The organism is Streptomyces rimosus subsp. rimosus, assembly GCF_000720725.1.
GTDB classification, from domain to species: Bacteria; Actinomycetota; Actinomycetes; order Streptomycetales; family Streptomycetaceae; genus Streptomyces; species Streptomyces rimosus_A.
This window is the reverse complement of the sequence record NZ_JOCQ01000038.1, coordinates 1-15,974: the sequence shown is the minus strand read 5'-3', so window position 1 is coordinate 15,974 and position 15,974 is coordinate 1. Positions and strand designations below refer to the sequence as shown.

Genomic DNA, 15,974 nt, shown 5'->3' with positions numbered 1-15,974 from the left:
GTCGCGACAGTCGCCACGTACGACTACTGGTCCACGCTCGCCGCAGCCGACCGGCCGGAAGCCCGTAGCGCCCTCAAGCACGTGGACGACCCGACGGACGATGCCTGACCCGCGTACATCGTCCCCGTGCCTGCTCGTCACCGCGGCCGTCGGCCGCCTCGATCGCGGTTCCCCGCCACAGGCCCAGCACATGAATCTCTCTTCAGGGCAAGCGACGCGACCGGGCGCGCCAGCGGCGGCACGGCGACAAGGTCAGGCGCCGGCACGCGGTGAATGAAGCCCCCCGCCTGAAGACCGACAACGCCCGCCTGCGCCGCGACAAGCGAGACCTCACCGGAGAGCTCGAACTCGCCATCGCCACCATCCAGCGCCTCAGCATGGACAACGACCGCCTGCGAACTGTGCCGCACGAGGCACGACCCGTCGCCCCGCTTCCGCGCCGACCATACTGAGCGGCGCCTTGACCAGCAGCAACGGAGTGATGTGCCACTACCGAAGATGCCGCGAAACCGGCGACTGGCACGCCGCTGGCCCCGCAACCGCTCCACCAAGCTGCTCGGCCAGCTTCGTCACTGCCTCACTATCCACGCCACTACAACGAAGATCTGCCTCGACTCAGACGGGCATGAGCCCGCCACCGGCACTGCGGTCCGCAGCCTGAACGGCACCTGTGCCGCTCATCTCTGCGGTCTCGTCAGTAGCGGGCCTAGCCACAGTCAACCAGCCTGCCGCTGCCGCTGGCATATGCACCCCTTTGGCACCAGAAGCTCGCGAATCTGCCCACGAGAGGTCTTCATGAACCACCGCCGGCGCATAGCCAGCACCATCATCGCCACCATCAGCGCGGCCACACTCACACTCGGGGCCGCCCCGCTGTCTTCGCCAAGGACAGCCCCTCCCCGGACGAGCGAACCGCAGCCGTGATCGAAAAGGCCACCGGCACCACCGACATCGCCCCGGCCCCGGGCACCACGATCCCCCAGCGTGCCAGCGGGGACGCCCAGGCCAACACCGCGACGGCTGACGCCGTATCCATCGTCCCTCCCTGCAGCAAAAACGTCACCGGCACCAAGGCCGGCAAGAACACCACCGTCTACCCCACCGCAGCCAAAGCCACCGACCTCGCCGTCCAGCCCACCACCGACGGCGCATCCGCGCCCTGACCGTCCTCAAGGACGCCACCGCCCCGCGCGAACAGCGCTACGGCATCGGCCTGCCCGACGGCGCCCACCTGGTCAAGCTCGACAACGACGCCGTCGCCGCCCTCGCCGATAGCGGCAGATTCCTCGGCGGCTTCGACGCCCTCTGGGCCGTGGACGCCAATGGCAACCCCGTACCGACCAGCTACCGCGTCGACGGCAACACCCTCATCCAATCGGTACAGATCGCGGACTCCACAGCTTTCCCCGTCGTCACCGACCCCAAGTGGCTGGACGATGCAGCCAAGGGAGTCACCACCGGTATGGACGCCGGATGTGTGGGTGGTGCCATCGCCGGGAGAGCCGGATGCCTTCCCGGAGCTGTCGTAACAGGCGTGGCCGGGGGCGTCGCCAGGGCGATCAGCGACCTTTGCAGCCGGCAGTCGACGCCATTCTTCCTTCCGTCCCAGATGACATGACCTATGAAACGACATGACCTATGAGGAGTACCGCAATGACAGACGACTGGGAAAGGCGTTCCTCCAGCATCGAACGGACCGTCTCGCTCGCGGTGCTGGGCGGACTGGGGGTGGTCCTTTCACACGCTGACACCATCGAGACCGGTCCACGCCTCACACCCGCCGAGGCCGATCAAGAGTGGACCGGTTCCGATGGACGCCTCGACATGATCCTCCGCCCATCCCGTGAAGCACCGACCAGCCGCCTTCATAGCGCCGAACGGTCAACTGGTCAGTGACAAAACCTGGCAACAACACCCCTTCGACACCACCGAGCCCGCCCACCCGGCTCAGCACCTCCTCGATGACAGTCGTGTCCGGCACCGGGCGGATCTGCGGCGGGCCGCCCTCCAGCAATTCGAGCAAGGTGGCGCGGCGCTCCTCGTACCGGCGTGGGCGGCAGTCCGTACGCTCACCGATGGCCAGGACGTCGAACGCGGAACCACGTGGGTTCCCATATTCCCGACCCGCGGATTGACAGAATCTGCCGCTTCGCCGTGACCGTTCTGGCGGAGCGCACGGGTTCTCGGGTCGGGGCCCAGTACCTTCCAGGATCCGGACGCCGCCGAAGACAGGACGGCGAGGACGGGGATGGCTGAGGGCCCAGGTTCCGGCCGACGTCGCGGCCGGACCCTGGGAGCGGCTCAGTCGGCCTGGTCGTTGGCCTGCTTGGGCAGGCAGAACATCAGGGCCCACATCAGGGCGAGGAGGCTGCCGACCCACCACAGCACGGTGATGAACGCGTCGCGGTTGAGTGCGGCGTCAGGTGAGCCGCCGGTGGTGGCGAAGAACACCAGGGCGGTCAGCGCGGTACCGAGGGCGATGCCCAGGTGGATGGCGGTATTGAACAGGCCCGAGGCGGACCCGGCGTCCTTGTGCGGGACCTTGGCCAGCGACAGGTCGGCGAGCGGGCCGCCGACCATGCCGAGGCCGAAGCCGATCAGTACCACTGGAGCGGTCATCGCCACGAGGGTCACATCCGCCTGGCCTGTGTCGCCCTGGAGCCCGTAGGCGGCCGTCGAGGCGAGCGTGATGAGGGCTCCGGTCTGCGGCAACCTGCGGGCGAAGCGCCCGCCGCTCTTCGCCGCGAGCGTCGCGCCGGCCAGCTCTCCGAGGGACAGCAGCACGAAGGCCAGGGCCGCGTGGAAGGGGCTCATGCCCAGTCCGTGCTGGAGGTAGAGGGTCCAGGTCATGAAGAACAGCCCGCACAGCAGGCCGTGCATCAGCTGCGCGGCCATGCCGCCGGAGAACTGCCGGCTCCGGAAGAGGGACAGGGGCACGAGCGGGGCGTTGCCCTGCTTGCGCTGCTGGTGGCGCAGGAAGACGCCGAGGACGAGCAGGCCCGCGGCGAGCAGGGCGAAGCACCACAGCGGCCAGTGATGGAGGTGCCCCTCGGTGAGCGGGAAGATGATCAGGACGATGGCCGGCGCGGACAGCAGCATCCCGGTCAGGTCGAGCCGGTCGGCCTTCTTCACGGTCGACTCGGGGATGAATTTGCGTCCCAGGAGGATCACGGCGAGGCCGACGGGCACGTTGACCAGGAAGATCGGCCGCCAGGACAGCCCGAACAGGTCCGCCTCGGTCAGCAGGCCGCCCAGCACCGGGCCCAGGACATTGGCGAGCGACATGACGGCCCCGTACAGACCGAACACTTTGCTGCGGTTCTGTCCCGCGAAAGTGACATGGAGGGTGGCCAGGATCTGCGGGATCATCAGGGCCACTCCCAGGCCCTGGAGCCCGCGGGCGCCGATCAGCATGCCCGGCCCGGCAGCGACGCCGCACAGCAGCGAGGCCGTGGTGAACACGACGGTGCCGACAAGGAGGATCCTGCGCCGGCCGTAGAGGTCGCCGAGGCGTCCGCCGGTGATCAGTCCTACGGCGATGGGCAGTGAGTAGCCGGTGGTGAGCCACTGCACCGTATCCGGTCCGGCGCCAGTGGACTCCTGGATCGCGGGCAGGGCGGTCAGGACGACCGACTGGTCGATCATGTCCATCAGCTCGGCGCCCAGCAGCACCAAGAGGGCGATCCAGGCAGCCAAGCCCATCGTCGACAGCCCGGGGGCTGGGTGGGTTGGGGGCTGGGTGGTCTGGTGTGGCTCGCTGTCGAGCGCGGAGGAAGACACGACGGGAACTCCTGATCCAAAGGAATCGGGGAGCCCTGCCGACAGCCGCACCGGGGCGAGAGAACACGAAACCCGGGGCAGACGGCAGAGCTGCACCCGGGAAAGAAAACTGCGGGGAAGGGTGACGCAACTCAGGCCAGCGCGACGTCCGCCCCCGGACACGTGCGACAAAACAGCACGTGGGGAACGCGGACGGCTACATGGCCTGGTTAATAGGTCGCCACCTCAAGATCGATACAGAAGAAACAGGGAATTCAGTCGCTGCCGCCGAAAACTCGGCACAGGAACCGGTCCACGGTACACCGTCCCCGGACCCTGCCGCACACCAGATAGTGGTCCCGCCCCTGTCGGCCCGACCGGTGGCCGCCTCACCCCCACGGCCTGGTCCCGCTGCCGCTCGCCGTGGATGAGATCGACCACGGCGGGCGGGACAGCCCCGCCACAGGCCAGAACGAGCTTGTCGGGCAGCGTGGCCGGCACCGCGCGGAGCGGGTCTTTCGCGCTCGCCGCGGTCTGGCACCTCGCACTGGTCTCGGGTCCGGGAACGGGGGAAGTAGGTGCGAGTCCACTTGCGGGGGCGGTCCTTTCGCTTTGGTGGTCCTTTCGCTTTTCGGGCTCGACATGTGTGACGCCGGAGGCGTGGTCGGGGCGCGGCGGCAGCGGCCCGGAACGGGTGCGGCAGCGGTTTGGGTACGTGCAGCAGCACTCACACTCACTAATCGCCGCACCAGGCGGGTCATGGGGGGGGACAGCGATCTGACGTGCCGGGTCCGTAGGCCCGAGCTCGGCGAGGCACGGCTTCTGCCAAGGTTCACGCACAAAGAGTGTCGATTCGGATACTGTCTGTGCATGTCGTCGAACGGGTGGGACTGCCGCCGTGAACCGGTTATCGCCCGTGGAAAGGAGTTGCCGTGGCGGATGGCAAGCGCATTCTCATCACCGGCGCGGGTTCCGGCTTCGGCCGTGACGCCGCCCTGCGTCTCGCCGGGCGCGGCCACCACGTCATCGCGGCGGCCGAGAACCGTCCGCAGATGACCGCGCTGATCGAGGAAGCGGACCGGCGCGGTATCGGGCTCCGGGTGGAGAACCTGGACGTCACCGACGCGCTGCACCGCCGCCAGGCACACACCTGGGACGTGGACGTGCTGTTCAACAACGCGGCCGTCGGAGAAATGGGCCCGCTGACCGAGATTCCCCTGGAATTGGTCCGGCGGGTCTTCGAAGTGAACGTGTTCGGCCATCTCGCCCTGGCCCAGGGATTTGCCCGGCAGATGGCAGAACGTGGCAACGGCCGCATCGTCTGGCTGTCGTCCATTGCGGGTCTGACGACCAATCCGTATCTGGGCCCGTACTGCGCGTCCAAGTACGCCATCGAGTCGATCGCCCAGGCGATGCACGACGAACTGAAACCGCTGGGCGTCCAGGTGTGCACCATCAATCCGGGCCCGTACCAGACCGGTTTCAACGACCGGATGGGGGACGCGCTACGCGTCTGGTTCGACCGGGAGAAGTCCATCAGCGCCGAGCACTTCACCACCGATCTCGGCGTCGAGGTCCGGCTCACCGACGACTACGGCGAGATGACCGGGGAGAGCCAGAAGGATCCCGAGGAGATCGTGGAGCTCTTCGTGAAAGTCGCGGAGGGAAAGTCCGACCTCTTTCGCAATTTCCTTCCGGCAGACCGCATCGAAGAGGTGAAGCGGCAACAGGCCGCGATCTGGGACCTTCGGCAATGAAGCCGGAAGATGCCGGACACCGAGTCGGCCGTCCGCGCGGGTAGCGGCCGGGGCCAGGGCCAGGCCTGCCGTCGGGCCGGGGCGTGCGGTCATCCCGCTCCCGTACGGGCCCGGCGCGGCATGTCCTGCAGCACGACTGCCCGGCGGCGGCTGCGCACCGCAAGAGCCGCGGTCGGCATGGTCAGGAGCCTGATTGGATGACGCCGCTCAGCTCGGTCGTCACGCGATGCCCGCCCAAGCCGTGACGCCATCGGGGGCGCGGCCGGCGAGCTCGGGCAGCCGGCCGTGATGAGGGCCGTCGACGCGGCTCTGGAGCGCACGGTCGAGTAGCTGCTCGCAGTGCGGCTGAAGCAGCTGCGCGAAGCGAACCGCGACGGCGTCCGCGCCGTCCTGGTTGTGCCTGTATCGGCGGCGCCTCTGCTCCGTCTGGTATGCCCGCCGCGCCTCGGCTTCCCGGTGCGGCCCAGCCATGCGAGGGCGCTGCTGCGGTACTCCGGCAGTGCCTGCTCCGCGGTCTGGAGCGCGGAGCAGGTGAGCACGCACGCCGCCGGGTCGCTCAGGTCGGCGGACCAGGTGGCCGCGACCAGCCCGGCCTCCGCAACCAGCCCAGCCTCCACGACCAGCCCGGCCTCCGCGATCGCCGTCTCGGTCCGGCGCCGGTAGCCGTACGCCTCGCACCGCCCGGCCACCCGCTTCCGCCCGCAGCCCTCGTACGCCGGCGCCTGCCGGACCGCATCGGCGCCAGCCGCGGCCTGACGCCCACGCTCGCTGCGCCGCCTGGTCACGGGCTGCGGCCACACCCCCGTCGAATACCAGCGCGTACAGGGACGATCGCCCCAGCCTGCGATTGCTGGCCGGGGGCAGCGGCCCTTCGCGCGCCCGGCGCGAAGGGCCGCTGTCGGTACCGGGTCAGCCGACGAGCTCGGTCAGGAACTTCTCCGGGATCAGAACGGCTCCCTGCCTGCGGGTGTCGACCTCGGTGACGCAGTCGCCGAGTCGTGTCTCAAGTTCCTCGGCGCGGGTGTCGGGCCCTCTCAGGCTGCTCTCGTCGTCCTGTTCGCACAGGAAGGCTCCCGCGTCGTAATGCCGGAAGCAGTACACGGCCTCACCGAGGTCACCGCGGACCAGGCCTTCCAGGAAGAGGCAGTAGGCCGCCTGGGTATTCTCCGCTCCGGCCGCGTAGCGCCACCAGAAGCGTGCGGTGTCGGCGTGCCCTCCGAGGTAGAGCAGGCAGCCGAAGACCAGCGCTCCCCGGTAGTCGGTACTGCGGACATCGCCCACGACGAAGTTCGTCAGGCGGTCGGTGGCGCCGGGGGCCCGGAGGGCCAGGTTGCACAAGGCGGTCAGGTCGTCGCGGGCGCGGGACCGGACCGCTTCGCCGGCCGGGGCGTCCCCCTGGATGATCAGCCCGGCCAGTTCCGGCGAGTCCGGGCCGAGCCAGGTGGACGCGCCCATCAGCACGGCAAGTTCCTTGCGCCGCACGACGGCGTTGATGCGCTCGCGCAGCAGGCGGTCGTCTTCAGCCTGCTGGGCCGGGGTGTAGGCGGGGGTGCGGATCTGCGCACCGCGCAGGATGTCCTCAATCATCAATGATCACCTTTCTCATGGTCGGGCACGGTGCCCTCTTCCCCCATCGCCTTGGCCAGTGCGGTACGGGCCGAGGACAGGTGAGAGTGGACCGTTGACACCGCCAGGCCGGTGACGTGCGCGACCTCCGTCACCGGGCAGCCGAGCAGGTAGTGCAAGGTGACGCACTTCTGCTGCTGCTGGGACAGTTCGCTGATCGCCTTGTGCAGTTCCATACGCAGGGGCACCTGGTCGATCTCCCGGTCCGGAATTCCCGCGATGGGCCGTACGTGCGGCTCGAAGGCGAGTCCCCCGCCGCTGCACGGGTTGCGGTCGCGGGTGCGCAGGGCGTCCACGACTGTGTCGTGCAGGATTTTCCAGGCGTAGGCATCCGTGCTGGCGCTGGCCAACGCGTCGTTCCAGCGGCGGTACAGCCGCAGGAACGCCTCGTTGACCGCGTCGCGGCTGTCCTCGAGGGAACCGAGTCGGGTGTAGGCCCACCTGACGTAGGCGGTCCGGTTCTTGGCGACGAACGAGTCGAAGACCATGGGCGGCTGTCCGTTGGCTGCCGTGTGTGTCACGGCCCGGCTCGCCGTCACCACGTGTCCACGGGGCGAAGCTTCGACGGAGTCGGGTTCGCCCGCCGCGTGGCGGCGCCCCCCGAAGGACAGGATGGCGTTGGAACGCCGGTCATGTGTGGACCTACTTTCCTCGAAAAGGCTGGCTCCCCCACGGCTGAGACCGCCTGAGCACTCTCATCCCTTATGCCGTCGCAGACCGTGCAGGTGTCCAGCCACTCACCCGAGAAAATGCACTGCGAGTCATTCCATGATCACCTAAAGTTACCGACCGTTAACCTTGATGCCGGTACTGCCCTCGGCCCGACCGGCCGGCACCCGCCGCCTCGCCGCGCAGGCTCGGCACCGATCACGTGGATCCCTACCAGGCCCACCGCTTCGACTCACGTGGATCCCTACCAGGACCAGGCTCGCCGCCTCGACGCGCGGACACCGCTGGAGGAGACCAGGGGGCGTTCGCCGATGCGATGTATGGCGGCAAGACGCTCGGGGTATCACCCAGTCCTCCAGGGCCCGCAGCGGGCGGATGAAACCATTCCCCCCCCTTGAGCCGGATCAGGCAGTGATCGAGTGCCGGCACCCAGCCGTGTTCACCGATTGGCGGCCAGCACTGCCGCGAGACCCTCTTGCAGGTCTTTGACGAAGTACTCGGGAACCTCCAGCGACGGGAAATGCCCCCCGCTTTCGGGCGACCTCCATCGGACGATGTGCCGGTACCGCTCCTGCGCCCAGGTGTGCGGACATTTCTCGATGTCCCGGGGGTACATACTGATGGCTGACGGGACGTCGACCCGAAGCTCGGGGTCGAGCGAATTGTGGCTCTCGTAGTAGATGCGGGCCGCCGATGCGCCGGTCCGCGTCAGCCAATACAGGGTGACGTCGTCGAGAATTCTGTCCATGGAAATCGTCTCGAACGGACTGTCCTCGGTGTCCGACCACTCGGCGAACTTGTCAAGGATCCAGGCAAGAAGCCCAACCGGTGAGTCGACGAGCGAGTAGCCGATGGTCTGCGGCCGGGTCGCCTGCTGCTTCGCGTACGCCGCGCGGTGGCGCCAGAAATTGCGGGTTTCCTCGGTCCACTTGCGCTCGACCGCCGTCAGCCCGTCCGTGGTCAACCCGGGCGGCGCCTCCGCGAACGTCGTGTGGATGCCGAGCACGTGCGCCGGGAACCTGCCGCCGAGAACCGTGGTGATATTACCTCCCCAGTCGCCGCCGTGGGCGGCGAACTTGCTGTAGCCGAGCCTTCCCATCAGTTCCACCCAGGCGGCCGCGATCTTTTCGGTCCCCCACCCGGTGGCGGCCGGCTTGTCGCTGTAACCAAAGCCCGGCAGCGACGGGACGACGACATGGAACGCCGGCGTGTCTGCGTCATTCGGGTCTGCCAGCTCATCCACTACATCGATGAACTCGGCAATGCTGCCTGGCCAGCCGTGCGTCAAGATCAGCGGAGTGGCATCTGCGCGCCCGGATCGGCGGTGCAGGAAGTGGATTCCCAGTTCATCAATGGTCGTACGGAACTGGCCGATCCGGTTGAGACGCCCTTCGAACGTCCGCCAGTCGTACCCGGTGCGCCAGTAGTTCACGACACCGACGAGGTCGGCGAGAGGAACACCCTGTTCCCATCGGCGAGGGCCGGGCGCGGCACGGTCAACCGTCTCGGCCTCCGGCAGCCGCGCCGCGGCCAGTCGCGCACGCAGATCGTCGAGGTCGGCGTCCGTCGCGTGGGCTTCAAATGTTTGAACGTCGCTGGTTGGGCGGGGCATGAGACCTCCTGACCATCGCGGAGCCGGCCGCGATCCACCGCGAACCGGCTATGGCGGTTCTAGCAGTTCTCCGGACCACACGGCAACCAGCTAAGGTGGTTCCATGCGTGCTGGGTTCCCCGACTTCCGTCTTGGCAAGGTGCTGGCGACCAGCTTCACGGCGACTCTGTCGGAGCGTCATGGTGAAGCCGTGGAGCGCATTCCCGTGCCGCACCGACTCGTCGACTGGCTGGCAGTGAACGGCCTCGCCGTTGACTCCTGCACCGTCGCCCAGCTCGACCTCGCTCGGGAACTGAGGGAGTCGATTCATGCCGCCGCGACAGCAGCCGCCATCCAGGACTCTCTCCCCGCCCCTGCTGTCCAGGTCATCAATGACTGCAGCGCTCAGGGGCGGGCCGCGGCCATCCTGACGCCCGAGGGTGAGCGGCGATGGCAGCTCAGCCCGGCCTCCTGCGTGGAAGATGCCCTCAGCGTGATCGCCGCCGATGCGATCAGTATCATCGCAGGCGAGCGAGACGGAAAACTGGCTTTGTGCGCGTCACCCACCTGCCAAGCCGCCTTCTTCGACACCAGCCAAAGCCGCACCCGCAAATGGTGCGACATGAACACGTGCGGGAATCGTCAGAAGAAAGCGCGTTTCAAAGCCAACCAGCGCAACAATTCTTGATCAGCGGAGTGATCGTTGCTCCGGTACACCTAAGCGGGGCCCCACGCCTGCGACTCATCTGTGGCGTTGGGTGTACCCAACGGCGTCACTGACATCCATCCGTCGCCTTCGAACAGCGTCCGCCGTCAGGACGTCTATGTTTACTGATCGGCGACATTCAGCCGAACGTGCGGCACTTCAAGACGGTCAGCTCGGTGCAGTGCAGGGGTCTCGGACAGGTGCGGGCCTTCTGCGTTACGCCGTAGCCTGACCGCTGGAGTGCTGAAGTGCTGAAGTGCTAGGCACCGCCCAGTGCGGATACCAGGCTTGCGACCGTGACGGTGTTGAAGACGAAGGCGATGACGGTGTTCGCCGCCACCGTTCGCCGCATGTCCCGAGACGTCACGTTGACGTCGGTGGTGCCGAACGTCGTCATTGCCGCCAAAGCGAAATAGACGTAGTCGGCCCAGGCCGGAGACTCTTCTCCGGGGAATTCGAGTGCCCGCTCGTCCTCCACGAGATTGTCGGCCTGGAAGGTGACCGCGAAAGCCACGACCACGCAGATCCATGCGACGACGACCAGAGCAAGAGCCACCAGCGTGCGCGGAAGGGCGGAGAAAGCGGTGCTGAGATGGCCGGGAAGCCACACCACCGCCACCACCAGCGCGGCAGCCGCGATGAACAGCGACGCTCCCGGTCCGGGTGCGGTCCCGAGGACGTAACGCTGCATGAACGTGCCGCGAGCTTCGCGCTGCGCCCAGGCGCGGACCTGCTCCGGAACAACGCTCAAGAAGGCCGTCAAGGTGAGCGCGAGGTAGGGAAGCAAGTAGGAGAAAAGTACGAACACGCCGACATCTATTGCCGAAATGCGTACGACGCCGTCGTTGGGCAGAATCACTGCCGCGCACACCGCGACGGCCAGGCTCACCGCCGATCGACGCCCCTCGGACAGCCAGCGATGCACGGACGGGCCTTTCTGGACGTTCATCGTGTATGACGGGACGGCGCTGAAGGGGACAGACTTTGCTGATGTTAAGGGCTTCGGCTTCCCGGAGGCGGCTTTGAGGGCGTGTGCAGCGCGTTCGCTTTCGGGAGCGCTTGGAAGCTGATCCACGCGCCTGCCGAGAACTCGCCGGTCCAGGGCAGGTACGCGGTGGCCTGGTGCCGGGCGGGATACGGGACGCGTGATGGCCCAAACGAGCGGCGATTATCCGTCCGCCACCGACGTCAAGGTCCGGCCCGGCCCCGCACCCCCGTGTCGGGGCTGGGCCGGACCCTTCCGTCACACCCCCGGGACGGCCGGGATGCCGAACACGGCCTCCAGAGCCCGGAAGAGGATCTGCCAGGTCTTGAGCTCGGTGTTGGTGTGGACGACGATCGTCTGCTCACCGTCAGGGGTGCCCACGGCGAAGAGGTGGGAGCCCTGCATGCTGCCGCCCATGCCGCGCAGGTGCAGGCCGCCGGTCACCGCACGGTCCAGTTCGAACACGCCGAGGCCGTACGTGGAGTGGGGCATCCAGTTGGCGCCCTCGGTGGACAGCATGGTCCACATTTCACGGTGCTGGGCCGGCGGCAGCAGGCTGCCGGACGCGAAGGCATTGAACACCTGGATCATCTCACCGGTCGTGGAGACGACGTTCCCGGCCGACCAGGCCCACGAGCTGTTGTACTCGGTGACGTCCAGGGGCGGGAGGCCGGGCCCCTCGAACATCGTCTGCCAGTTGTCCGCGGTGATGTCCGCGGGGTCGACGCCGTCCTTCATGAACAGTCCCGAGTACGCCCTCGGGTGCGGCTCCCGGTAGCCGGTCTCGTCGGCGGGACGTACGTAGGTGCGGCTCAGGCCGAGGGGCTCGGTGATGGTGCGCGCGACCTCTTCGGCGTAGGTGTTGCCGCTGACCTTCTCGATGATCATGCCGGCGAGGTAGAAGCCGCCGTTGGAGTAGGCGAAGGCCGTGCCCGGCTCGTGGATCGGGGGCTGGGAGACCGTGAGTTCGAGCAGCTGGTCCGTGGTCCAGGCGTCGAAGCGGTGCTCGGCGAACGCGGAACGGGTGGCGTAGCGGCGCGAGATCTCCGGCGCCAGGCCGGTGATGAACAGGCCGCCGGTGTTGCTGAGCAGGTGCCTGATGGTGATTTCGCTGCCGTCGTAACCGTTGACGTCCAGGGCGCCGGGCAGCCACTTCTCGACCGTGTCCTCGATGCTCAGCCGGCCCTCGGCCTCCAGCGCCAGCACGGCGGCGGCCGTGAACGCCTTGCCGGCGCTGCCGACGTGCACGTGCTCGCCCTCCTGGCGCGGTCGGCCCGTCTCGATGTCGGCGACTCCCGCCGTCGCGAACCAGCTCCCGCCGGTATCGCGGACCTCGGCGACGATGCCGGGCACGTCCACCTCAGCCACCGCCCAGTCGAGCATCTGCTGGACCTTCTCGCGTCCGGTGTGCCCAGAGACAGGGTGCGTCATGTCGTTTCCTCTCCTGCGGGCGCCACGGTCCCTGGTCGGGATCCGGTTGTCCGCCCGTTTTTTGGTACGAGGACGACAGTGCCGATCGGTGATGACACAGCTCTGATCATGTACTGACAGTGCGGGCCGGCCGCTGTCAGCGGCTGTCGCGGCCGAACCGCCGGTCGCCACCGGTCGCCACCGGTGACCGAACCACCGGTGGCCGAACCACCGGTGAATGAACCGCCGGTGTTCGAACCGCCAGTGGCCGTCAGCCGCTGTCAGCCGCCGAACACAGGTGATCGAGTGCCGCCTGCCGCGGCATGGCGGCGCCCCGGCCGTACGCCGCGTCGTACTCCGCGCGGCCGAGCCGCCGCACGAGTTCGGCGGCGAGTTCGCGCAGTTCGGGGTCGCCCTCGTCGAAGGCACCGCGGATGGCCCGGCTCATGCCGAGCGCGGTGGCCGCGCCCGCCGGGTCGTTCTCCGCCAGCAGCAGCCCGGCCAGGTGCTGGGCGGCCGGAGCGATGTCCCGGTGGGCGAAGGCCGCTCGTACGGCCCGGGGCAGCAGCTCACGTGCCCGTACGGTGTCGCCGGCCGCCAGGTGGGCCGCCATCCGCGCCGGTACGGTCCAGTCCGCCACCGCCTCATCGGGCAGCGACGTCTCCCTGCCGATCGCCTCCATGCGACTGAGCCGGCGACAGGCCTGTTCCAGTCTTCCGGCACGTCGGTGCAGGTCGGCCCAGCAGGCCAGGGTCCCGAGCCGGAGGAGGTCGTCACCGCGCTCCCGGGCCGCCTGCTCGGCCCGGTCGATGTCGTGCCCCGCGCCCGTCAGGTCGCCGCCGCGCATCCGTTCGGCGGCGAGCCCGAGCCGGTGCTGGGTCTCATCCTGGGGTACGAGGGCGAGCCCGCGCTGATAGCAGGCGACCGCCTCATCGTGCTCACCCCGCACGGAATGCACCTGCGCCATGCCTGCCAGCGCCATCGCCGTACACAAGTGGTCGCCTGCCGCCTCGAACTCCCGGAGAGCCCCGGCCGTCGCGCTCGCGCGGCCCTCCCAGTCGCCGCGATCGTGGCAGGTGAAGGCTTCCACGAGGTACGTACAGGCGGTGGCCCACCGGTCCGGGCGCCCGCGCACCTCGCCCACCAGGCGTGCGACCAGATCGTCCAGGCCGAGCAGACCGCCCGCCGGAAGCGTCACCAGCAGCAGCATCGGATAGCGCTCCAGCGCCCCGGTGCGCGCGCAGTCCTCGATCACGGCACGCGCCCGCTCGGCGTCGGGGGCCGGACCACCGTTTCCGGTCAGCAGGTGGATCGCGGTGAAAGCGGCGCGGGCGTCTTCGGGCAGCGCGTCGCCCAGCTCGCACACTCCGGCCACCAGGGCGTCGGCCCGCGCGTCGTGGCGCAGCACGCTCCAGTACCAGTACAGCGGACCGAGGAGCCGGGCCGCGGCGCCCGCGTCCCGACCGTCGACAGCGGTCCGCAGCGCGAACACCAGGTTGTCGTACTCGGCCGCGAAGAGCGCGAACGCGTCCTGCTGCCGGGCGGAGCGCAGCAGCGGCTCGTGCTGCTCGGCCGCATCGGTGAAGTGGCGGACGAGACGGTCCCGTACCGTTTCCCGTTCACCCGCCTCGAAGAGCCGCTCCCCCGCGTACGCCCGTACGGTCTCCAGCATCCGGTAGGCGTCCCCGGTCCGCTCCACGAGGGACTTGTCGACCAGCGAGCCGAGTGCATACGGAATGTCGCCGGCCGGCAGGGCCCCGTCCGAGCAGACCGCCTCGATGGCCTCGGCCCCGGTCGGCGCCGGGAAGAGTGCCATACGCCGTGCCAGCGCCTTCTCCTGACCGGTCAGCAGCTCCCAACTCCACTCGATCACCGCGTGCAGGGTGCGCTGGCGCGGCTGCGCCGCCCTGTTGCCCGTGGACAGCAGGCGGAACCTGTCGTCCAGCCGCCGCGCGATCTGCTCGGCGCTCATCGACCGCAGCCGCGCCGCGGCCAGTTCGAGGGCGAGCGGCAGACCGTCCAGCCTGCGCACCACCTCGTCCACCGCCCTCATCGTGGATGCGTCGGGCGTAAAGCCGGGCCGTACGGCCGCTGCCCGGTCGACGAAGAGCCGTACGGCGGCCGACGTGGCGGCCTCGACCGGATCCGCACCGCGGGGCGGGAGGGGCAGCGGGCCGAGGCGGCAGAGCGACTCGCCCATGACCTCCAGCGGTTCCCTGCTGGTGGCCAGGACGGTGAGCCGCGGGCGCCGTTCCAGGAGCTGCTCCGCGAACACCGCCACCGCGTCGACGGCCTGCTCGCAGTTGTCCAGGACGAGCACGGCCTCTCCCCCGCCGAGCAGGTCCGCCACCCGGTCCACCGGATCCGTACGGCTGTCGCCGGGCGACCGTGGCACGTTCGGGGCACTGAGCACACCCAGGACGGCGTCGATCACCCCTTCGGCACCACGCGTTCCGGCCAACGGGACGAGCCACAGCCGGCCCTGCCGGTGGGCCCGGTGCCTGGAAGCCGCCTCCACGGCGAGCCGTGTCTTGCCCACACCGCCGGTGCCGACGACCGTGACCAGCCGGGAGGACTCCATCAGCCCGTCGAGCAGCGCCAGCTCACGCTCCCGGCCGACGAACGAGGTCAGCCGCGCGGGCAGGCGGCCGGGTGCCGACGCGGGCCGTACGGCGGGCGGCTCCGCGTCGCCGCGCAGCACGGCAAGGTGGGCTTCGCGGAGCCCGGACGGGGGGTCGACCCCCAGCTCGTCGGCGAGTCTGCCGCGTACGGTCTCGAACACCGCCAGCGCATCGGACTGCCGGCCCGCCATGTGCAGGGCGCGCATGCGCAGCGCGGCCAGTCGTTCCCGCAGCGGGTGGTCTGCCGACGCCGCCTCCAGATCGGCCAGGACCTCGGTATGGCGGCCGAGCCGCAGCTCCGCCTCACAGCGGTTCTCGAACGCCGCCAGGCGCAGTTCCTCCAGCCGGGCCGCGGCCGGACCGGCGAACGGGGCCTGCCGTATATCGGCCAGTGCCGGGCCCTGCCACAGCGCCAGTGCCTCCCCCAGCAGGGAAGCCGCCTCTTCGTGGGCCTCCGCGGCGAGCTCCCGACTGCCCCGCGCCGCCAGCTCTTCGAAACGGGCTGCGTCCAGATGCGCTTTCGGCACCGCGAGCCGGTAGCCCGCTCCCGACGACTCCAGCAGCTCGCTGTCGGGCAGGGACTTGCGCAGCCGGTACACCAGCGCGTGCAGCGAATTGAGCGCGCCTGCGGGAGGTTTCGTTCCCCACAGGCCGTCGATGAGCGCGTCGGACGACACGGTTTCGCCTCCTGCCAGCGCCAGCCGGCTCAGCAGCATCCGCGGTCGCGCGCCCCCGATGTCGACCAGCACCCCGTCCCCGTCGACAACCCGCACCGGCCCGAGCACCGCTATCCGCATTCCCACCTGCTCAGTATCGCGGACCGGGGGGTTGGCGGTGGGTGGGAGGGAGG

Annotated in this window: 12 protein-coding genes; 5 read left to right on the top strand and 7 right to left on the bottom strand. The window is 69.1% G+C overall.

Translation table 11 applies throughout. From position 1 onward, the window contains the following. Positions 1 to 269: 269 nt before the first annotated feature. From IH45_RS0120300 to IH45_RS1000000148785, 3 genes are all read left to right on the top strand, one after another. On the top strand, positions 270 to 452 hold the full coding sequence (locus tag IH45_RS0120300) for a hypothetical protein (protein WP_030670010.1): 183 nt from the start codon (positions 270 to 272) through the stop codon (positions 450 to 452). Positions 453 to 920: 468 nt separating this feature from the next. Then, positions 921 to 1,163 carry a hypothetical protein gene (locus tag IH45_RS0120290; RefSeq protein WP_030670007.1) on the top strand — a complete coding sequence of 81 codons (243 nt, stop codon included), beginning with the start codon at positions 921 to 923 and terminating at the stop codon, positions 1,161 to 1,163. A 490-nt stretch (positions 1,164 to 1,653) separates the two neighbouring features. After that, on the top strand, positions 1,654 to 1,896 hold the full coding sequence (locus IH45_RS1000000148785) for a hypothetical protein (RefSeq protein WP_158813156.1): 243 nt from the start codon (positions 1,654 to 1,656) through the stop codon (positions 1,894 to 1,896). 405 nt (positions 1,897 to 2,301) lie between these two features. Here the strand turns inward: IH45_RS1000000148785 and IH45_RS0120285 are convergent, their stop codons facing one another. After that, positions 2,302 to 3,780, bottom strand: a complete 1,479-nt coding sequence (locus IH45_RS0120285; protein ID WP_030670005.1) for an MFS transporter — start codon at positions 3,778 to 3,780, stop codon at positions 2,302 to 2,304. A 911-nt stretch (positions 3,781 to 4,691) separates the two neighbouring features. Here IH45_RS0120285 and IH45_RS0120280 point away from each other — a divergent pair. Continuing rightward, positions 4,692 to 5,516, top strand: a complete 825-nt coding sequence (locus IH45_RS0120280) for an SDR family oxidoreductase (protein WP_030670002.1) — start codon at positions 4,692 to 4,694, stop codon at positions 5,514 to 5,516. A 909-nt stretch (positions 5,517 to 6,425) separates the two neighbouring features. Here the strand turns inward: IH45_RS0120280 and IH45_RS1000000145320 are convergent. The 3 genes from IH45_RS1000000145320 to IH45_RS0120255 all read right to left on the bottom strand — a co-directional run bounded on the left by IH45_RS1000000145320 (position 6,426) and on the right by IH45_RS0120255 (position 9,423). Beyond that, complete coding sequence (locus IH45_RS1000000145320) at positions 6,426 to 7,103, bottom strand: hypothetical protein (protein WP_030669994.1); 678 nt, start codon at positions 7,101 to 7,103, stop codon at positions 6,426 to 6,428. Beyond that, the gene (locus tag IH45_RS0120260) at positions 7,103 to 7,663 is read right to left on the bottom strand and encodes an RNA polymerase sigma factor (RefSeq protein ID WP_158813154.1); all 561 of its coding nucleotides are present in this window, start codon (positions 7,661 to 7,663) and stop codon (positions 7,103 to 7,105) included. Before IH45_RS0120260 ends, IH45_RS1000000145320 begins: the two co-directional genes overlap by 1 nt. A gap of 587 nt (positions 7,664 to 8,250) precedes the next feature. Beyond that, the gene (locus tag IH45_RS0120255) at positions 8,251 to 9,423 is read right to left on the bottom strand and encodes an epoxide hydrolase family protein (protein WP_030669992.1); all 1,173 of its coding nucleotides are present in this window, start codon (positions 9,421 to 9,423) and stop codon (positions 8,251 to 8,253) included. Between the two features lie 103 nt (positions 9,424 to 9,526). Here IH45_RS0120255 and IH45_RS0120250 point away from each other — a divergent pair, with 103 nt between their 5' ends. Next, the gene (locus IH45_RS0120250; protein WP_030669990.1) at positions 9,527 to 10,090 is read left to right on the top strand and encodes a CGNR zinc finger domain-containing protein; all 564 of its coding nucleotides are present in this window, start codon (positions 9,527 to 9,529) and stop codon (positions 10,088 to 10,090) included. Positions 10,091 to 10,367: 277 nt separating this feature from the next. Here the strand turns inward: IH45_RS0120250 and IH45_RS0120245 are convergent, their stop codons facing one another. The 3 genes from IH45_RS0120245 to IH45_RS0120235 all read right to left on the bottom strand — a co-directional run bounded on the left by IH45_RS0120245 (position 10,368) and on the right by IH45_RS0120235 (position 15,921). Next, the gene (locus tag IH45_RS0120245; RefSeq protein ID WP_030669988.1) at positions 10,368 to 11,057 is read right to left on the bottom strand and encodes a DUF1345 domain-containing protein; all 690 of its coding nucleotides are present in this window, start codon (positions 11,055 to 11,057) and stop codon (positions 10,368 to 10,370) included. A 294-nt stretch (positions 11,058 to 11,351) separates the two neighbouring features. Next, complete coding sequence (locus IH45_RS0120240) at positions 11,352 to 12,524, bottom strand: serine hydrolase domain-containing protein (protein ID WP_030669986.1); 1,173 nt, start codon at positions 12,522 to 12,524, stop codon at positions 11,352 to 11,354. A 250-nt stretch (positions 12,525 to 12,774) separates the two neighbouring features. Next, positions 12,775 to 15,921, bottom strand: a complete 3,147-nt coding sequence (locus IH45_RS0120235; protein ID WP_030669983.1) for an AfsR/SARP family transcriptional regulator — start codon at positions 15,919 to 15,921, stop codon at positions 12,775 to 12,777. Between the last annotated feature and the right edge of the window lie 53 nt (positions 15,922 to 15,974).

Coding starts and splice junctions, on each gene's coding strand:
- IH45_RS1000000148785 (WP_158813156.1), top strand. CDS start 1,654: ATGACAGACGACTGGGAAAGGCGTTCCTCCAGCATCGAACGGACCGTC.
- IH45_RS0120235 (WP_030669983.1), bottom strand. CDS start 15,921: ATGCGGATAGCGGTGCTCGGGCCGGTGCGGGTTGTCGACGGGGACGGG.
- IH45_RS0120245 (WP_030669988.1), bottom strand. CDS start 11,057: ATGAACGTCCAGAAAGGCCCGTCCGTGCATCGCTGGCTGTCCGAGGGG.
- IH45_RS0120255 (WP_030669992.1), bottom strand. CDS start 9,423: ATGCCCCGCCCAACCAGCGACGTTCAAACATTTGAAGCCCACGCGACG.
- IH45_RS1000000145320 (WP_030669994.1), bottom strand. CDS start 7,103: ATGATTGAGGACATCCTGCGCGGTGCGCAGATCCGCACCCCCGCCTAC.
- IH45_RS0120250 (WP_030669990.1), top strand. CDS start 9,527: ATGCGTGCTGGGTTCCCCGACTTCCGTCTTGGCAAGGTGCTGGCGACC.
- IH45_RS0120240 (WP_030669986.1), bottom strand. CDS start 12,524: ATGACGCACCCTGTCTCTGGGCACACCGGACGCGAGAAGGTCCAGCAG.